A 5,628-nucleotide genomic window follows, 5' to 3' on the forward strand; every position below is an offset into this window, starting at 1 on the left:
CCAGGAGTCTGGCACCTGCAACAGTTGCCAACGTGGCAGCACCAGCGCCGCCCCCCCTTTGCTCCTGGGGCTGAAACTGAGGCGACAGAAACACAGAGGGCGTTCCTGCCGGCTGCCTGGGGATCCCCCCACCTCAGAGGGCTCCGTTCTGCCAATGCAAGCGGCATGGACGTGGGGCTGCAGCTCTTCTACAAAGCTCCGTGCCGCCCGCAAGCCCCCTTCTCCCGCGAGATCAACCTGCCGCAGGGATCCCCATCCCAACACCCGCACCCTTTCCCCGTGGGCCTTGTGGGAGAGATAACAGTAGCTCGGGAATCGGTTTGTGGGGAGCGAACCCAGCCTCTGGGCCAGCACCGCCAGCGGATCCAGCTCTGGGATGGGCTGCGACAAGCTGAGGATTTGGGGAACACCCCGCGCCCGCGCCATCTGTTGGCAGGCGGCTAGGAAGGGATCCCAGTAGCGCCGATTCCCCGTCTCGCCTGTCCAAGCAGAAGTGCGAGTCGGCGGCCATGCTCTCGGCCACTCCAGGCACTCAAGCGTACCGTGGGCATTCCGAGGGGAAAGAGAAGAGGTCATGCGAAAGAGCAAAGAGAACGATCCCACCTTGGCCGAAAACAGGACACCCGTCGATGGAGACCGGCAGAAGATGACTTTAGGATAAGAGATTAGGAGAAGGGCCGGCAGCCTGAGCTTCTGGGGGCCAGATCTGAGGAGCTTCTTCACGGACTGCAAAGTTTCTTAGCATCCTGGGGGATGCTTTCTCAGGCGCTCTACCCTACAGAGCAGATGGTTGTAGACAGATCCAGAGACAGGCCCCAGAGCAGGCTTGCTTCCCAAGGAGAACTCCCATGAATCCAGATGTCGGCCAAGTGCAGCCACCAGCAGAGGTCGCATGGAGCAACCGCTCTCGCCGGCAATTGTGGATGGCTGCCCTCAAGCCCCCCATGTACAGTGTGGCGATCATGCCCATCTGGGTGGGATCCGCCATTGCCTATGCCCAGTCAGGGGTGCTGGACTTGGGGGTTTTGGGGGTGTTTTGGGGAGCCGCCATCTGCATCTTGGCCTGGGTCAACCTCAGCAACGACGTGTTCGATGCCCAGACAGGGGTGGACAAAAACAAACTCCACTCCCTGGTTAACCTGACAGGCAAGCCGGGGCGGGTGTTTTGGGTGGGGAATGCCTTTTTGGCTCTGGGGCTGCTGGGGATCCTGTGGCTGAGCTGGCGGCAATCGGATCCCACGGTGCTGCTGTTGGTGCTGCTGGCCTGCGGGCTGGGCTATGCCTACCAGGGGCCGCCCCTGCGCCTGGGCTATCAGGGCCTGGGCGAGATCCTCTGCTTTTTCAGCTTTGGGCCGCTGGCGGTCTCGGCTGCCCACTACAGCCAAAGCCAGACTTGGTCGCTGCCGGGGTTAGCGGCCTCACTGGTGGTGGGAATGGCGACCAGCTTGATTTTGTTTTGTTCCCATTTCCATCAAGTGCAGGATGACCTAGCCTGCGGCAAGCGCTCGCCGGTGGCCCGCCTGGGGACTTTGCGCTCGGCCCGCCTCATCCCCTGGCTCTGCAGCAGCCTTTTTGCCTTGATGCTGCTGTTTGTGGGGCTGGGGATCTTTCCGGCTTGGACACTGCTGAGTTTGGCGGGGATCCCGTTTGCAGTGCGGCTTTCCCGCCTGCTGGGTACCTATCACGATCAGCCGCAGCGGATTAGCCACTCCAAGTTCATCGCCGTCAGTCTCCATTTTTGGCTGGGGCTGTTTCTGGGGCTAGGGTTCATCCTCAGCCGCTATGGCTGAAGGCTGAAAAGTCGGCTTAAGGCTAGGTGTGCGCGGGATCCCTCCGGTGCAGCCGGCAAAATGGGATAAGCTACAGCCTAGAGTGCTAGCTCAGAGCGTTGGCTCCAAGGGGAGTGGTCAGTTCGGGTCAAGGTGAGGCGGCAGCGAAAACAGGATGCGGCGATTCTTCAATTCCAACCTGGGGGTGGCGCTGTTGGGGAGCAGCATCTTGGCTGCTTTGGTGGGCTGGGCCTTGTCGATCGACATCGAGGAAGTGAAGGTGGAGTCTCCTTCCCCCGATCAGCCCCTCTCGGTCAGCCGCAGGGTAGACATCTTGGGTCGTCGGGGAGGCCATCAGCGGTGGCGACTGATCGCCGAGCAGGTGGATCTGGCAGCTGGGCAACAGGTATTTGAGCAGGGGGCGCACGGCTACTTCTACGGAGAAAGCGCCGACCGACAGGAAGGGGTGCCGGATCCCTTTTTTGATAGCAGCGAGCAGATGACTTGGCGGGCCAAGCGAGCCCGCTACAATGCCACCGCCGATGAGCTGTATTTGGATGAGGAGGTGGAGGTGAGGAGCGGCGACGGCAGTCTGCTCTTGACCAGCGCCTTGAGAGTCACCCCTGAAGAGCGCATCGAGGTGCCGGCGGAGTTCACCCTCAAAGGCCGGGAAATGGTGTTGCAGGGCCGCTCCGGTTCGTTTAACTTTCAGTTTGCCCTTCTCAGGGCCGAGCAGGGCAAGCTGATAGTGTTGCCCCCAAACGGCTCGGCACCCACCTCCACCACCATCACCGCCGACCAGATCACCTACGACCGCACCAACCAGGTGGCCGAGGGGAAAGGGAACCTGCGCATTCGCGAACGTGGCATCGAAATTCGCGCTCCCCAAGGCACCTACCTGCGCCAGCAGGCCCAAAGCATTCTCTCCGGCGGTGTGGTGTTACAGGAGGTGGCCGGCGACAGCAGCCGGGATCCCTTATTGGCCGATCTGCGCTTGGCCCAGGCCTCTCCCGGCCCGGAGGCGACCCCAGACCAACAGGATCAAGAAGTCACCATCATTGCCGACCGCCTCACGTACGACCGCAACACGCAAATTGCCCAAGGGGAAGGCAACCTGGAGATCCAGCAGGGGGAAACCATCATCCGGTCGGCCCAGGGCACCTACCGCCGCCGCGAATCCCAAAGTTTGTTGACCGGAGGGGTCACCCTGGAAGAGCCCGGACGGGTGCTCACCTCAGCCCGCCTAGAGGGCAACCACCGCGACAAGATCTTCTTCTTTGAAGACAACGTCCTCTACCGGCAGATGGCTACCTCCACTCCGGCGCCCAGCGAGGGATCCCTGACAGAGGAGCTGCGCCAAGCCGAAACCGAGGTGCGGGCTGCCCGCCTGGTTTACAACTCCCGCACCGGCACTTCCGAGTTTAGCGATGCCGTCGAGTTCATCCAGCGGGGGCGCAGGGCCAAGGCCAACCAGGCCACCATCACCCCTGAGAAAGTGGAGCTGCGGGGAGAGGTGGTGATCGAGCAGATCGAGGGGGAGTGGCTGGCGCGGCGGCTACAAAACCCGGAGACCCAGGCGGATGTGGATCAGCCGACGGTGATCTACGCCGACCGGGTGGAGATCGACCAAGCCAGCGGCGATGCCCGCTTCTTTGGCAATGTGGTTATTGTGCAGGCCAACCGCGCCATCGAAGGGGATCGCGCCGATTACTTTGACCGAGAACAAATTTTCAAAATCAGCGCCGAACAGGCTCCTGTGGTGCTCTGCGATCGGGGAGAGGTCGGCCGCCTTCCCGGGGAGAGCACCCAAGCTCTGCCGGGCCGCAACGCGCTGGATCAGATGTGCCGGGGCGCCAATCGCCTCAGTGGCAAGCTGGTTACCCTGAACATAAAACAAGATGAATACACCGTCGAAGGGGACGGGCAACAGCAGGGCATGTTTCAGTTTCGCATCACCGACGCCCTCTGATGGGATCCCCCCTCGGGGAGCCATCTGTGGTTTTTGATCGTCCAGGTTTGGCTGAGGTTGTGATCCGAGGTGATGTCATGACGGCTCCACTCGCCGAGGGCAAACTGCGCAGAACCCCTGCTCAAGCGGGCAGCTTTTGGGGATCCCTGAAATTGGGGGCTGCCTTTTTGGAGTTTTATCTCTTCAAAGAGATGATCCGCCCCTTCTTTCTGGGGGTGGCCGGGGGCACGGTGATGATGCTGGGCAACCAGCTGTTTATCTACACCGATCTGCTGGTGAAAAAGGGCGCCCCTCCCCTGACCATTTTGCACATTCTCCTCCTCAATTTGCCCGCCATTTTGGTGGTCACCTTTCCCATTGCCGGCCTCTTTGCCACCTTGCTCACCCTGGGCAAAATGGGAGCCGACAGCGAGATCACCGCCCTGCGTGCTGCTGGGATCCCCTATCGCAAAGTGTTTATCCCCGTGCTCTGTATTGGCCTGCTGATCAGCGGCTTGGCGCTGTTGACCAATGAAGTGATTGTGCCGGAAACCAACCAAAAGGTGAAAATCCTGAACAAGAACCTCATCTTGGCTCAAGATGCTCTTTTGTTTAATCCAGAAGAGATCGTGCGGGTGGATGATGATCTCTGGTTTCATGTCGGATCGATTGACCCGAAGACCGGCTTGATGCAGGATTTGTTGATCCTGGATCGCAAAGCTGAGACCGGCCACCTGCGCTATCCGCAGGTGATCTCCGCTCAAACCGCGCAGCAGGTGGGCCAATCGTGGCAACTGCGAGATGTGGTGATCCGCCGTTATGACGAGCAGGGGCGCACCTACTATGAAGGCCAGGTGGAAGAAATGCAGCTCAACATCGTCAACAAACTGGTGGGCCTGGTGTACGCGGAAAAGGTGCCCCAAGAGCAACGGGCGGGGGAGCTGTGGGAGCAGTGCCAGCGATATCGAGCGGAGCAACGTCCTTCTGCCGATGTGGCTCGCTGCCTGACGGAATACCACCTCAAGTTCGCCATTCCTTTGGCCAGCTTTTTCGCCATCTTGGTGGCTGCCCCCTTGGGCCTGCAAACGGTGCGGCAAACGGGGCGCTACGGCGGCGTGGCGCTAGCGATTGTTCTGGTGTTTATTTACTATGTACTGATGAGCCTGGGACGAGCGATGGGTCGAGTTGAGCACATCGATCCCTGGCTGGCTGCCTGGTTGCCGAATATGATTTTCGGTGGGGTAGGCCTTTCTTTACTGTGGCGGTTTTTACGGTGAAATCCTGCAACTTCCCCCCTGACTTCAGCCCTTGGGCAAAGTGGTTGGCTCTTTGCTGGGGCGGCTCCCTGTGGTTGGGGACGGGGGAGGCCGTCTTCGCCCAGTTGGACCCCCTGCCCACTGTTGGCGTCGGCGGGACGGAGTTCTCTCTGGAGGGCTACCAGCGCTTTCGGTCAGCGCAAACACTTGCTCAGCGCCTGCAACTGGCCCGCCGGGCTTCCAGCCCAGAACCGATGGCTGCCGCCGATGAGGAGCCCATCACCTTGGCCGAGGCGCAATCTTCTCTGCCTGCTACAGCCTTGACTGCGGCAACCCCACCCCCTACGGCCCCGGTTTCAGACTTTGGATCCCCTCCCCTTGCCAACTCTCCTGAAAAGCCCCTCACGCCAGAAGAACTGAACCGACAGCGGCTACAACGGCTGTTGGCCGAAGGGGCAGCAGCCCATGCTCGGCGACAGGCGCAGCAAGCCCAAGCAACACCGGCTCCCCAGCCCGCTTCACCGGCGACGCCCACCGCGGCAGTTCCCACCCTGGACTCCCTTCGGCTTTCCCAGCCCATGACTTCTCAGGCTGAAGCCCTGCGGGTGGAAGAGCAACCCTGGCTGCGCCCCACCAAGGACTCCGTCCCGCTAAC

At 61.0% G+C, this 5,628-nt stretch carries 3 protein-coding genes and 2 pseudogenes; 4 read left to right on the forward strand and 1 reads right to left on the reverse strand.

Annotated features, from left to right (window positions below; genetic code table 11):
- A pseudogene (locus NW819_RS06690) lies at window positions 1-576 on the reverse strand (isochorismate synthase); the annotation flags it as partial.
- Window positions 577-923: 347 nt separating this feature from the next.
- On the opposite strand from NW819_RS06690, the gene menA reads away from it, so the two are divergent.
- The 4 genes and pseudogenes from menA to NW819_RS06710 form a co-directional block, all read left to right on the forward strand.
- Window positions 924-1,790 (forward strand): 2-carboxy-1,4-naphthoquinone phytyltransferase, encoded by an 867-nt coding sequence (gene menA / locus NW819_RS06695; RefSeq protein WP_414413279.1) that lies wholly within the window; start codon window positions 924-926, stop codon window positions 1,788-1,790.
- A gap of 154 nt (window positions 1,791-1,944) precedes the next feature.
- Window positions 1,945-3,738: an LptA/OstA family protein gene (locus NW819_RS06700; protein ID WP_414413277.1), complete on the forward strand. Its 1,794-nt coding sequence runs from the start codon at window positions 1,945-1,947 to the stop codon at window positions 3,736-3,738.
- Between the two features lie 77 nt (window positions 3,739-3,815).
- A complete protein-coding gene (locus NW819_RS06705) occupies window positions 3,816-4,994 on the forward strand; it encodes an LptF/LptG family permease (protein ID WP_414413278.1) in 1,179 nt (392 codons plus the stop codon).
- 44 nt (window positions 4,995-5,038) lie between these two features.
- Window positions 5,039-5,628 (forward strand): annotated as a pseudogene (locus NW819_RS06710) (hypothetical protein); the annotation flags it as partial.

Source organism: Synechococcus sp. R8-2, assembly GCF_047461715.1.
Classification (GTDB): Bacteria; Cyanobacteriota; Cyanobacteriia; order Thermostichales; family Thermostichaceae; genus Thermostichus.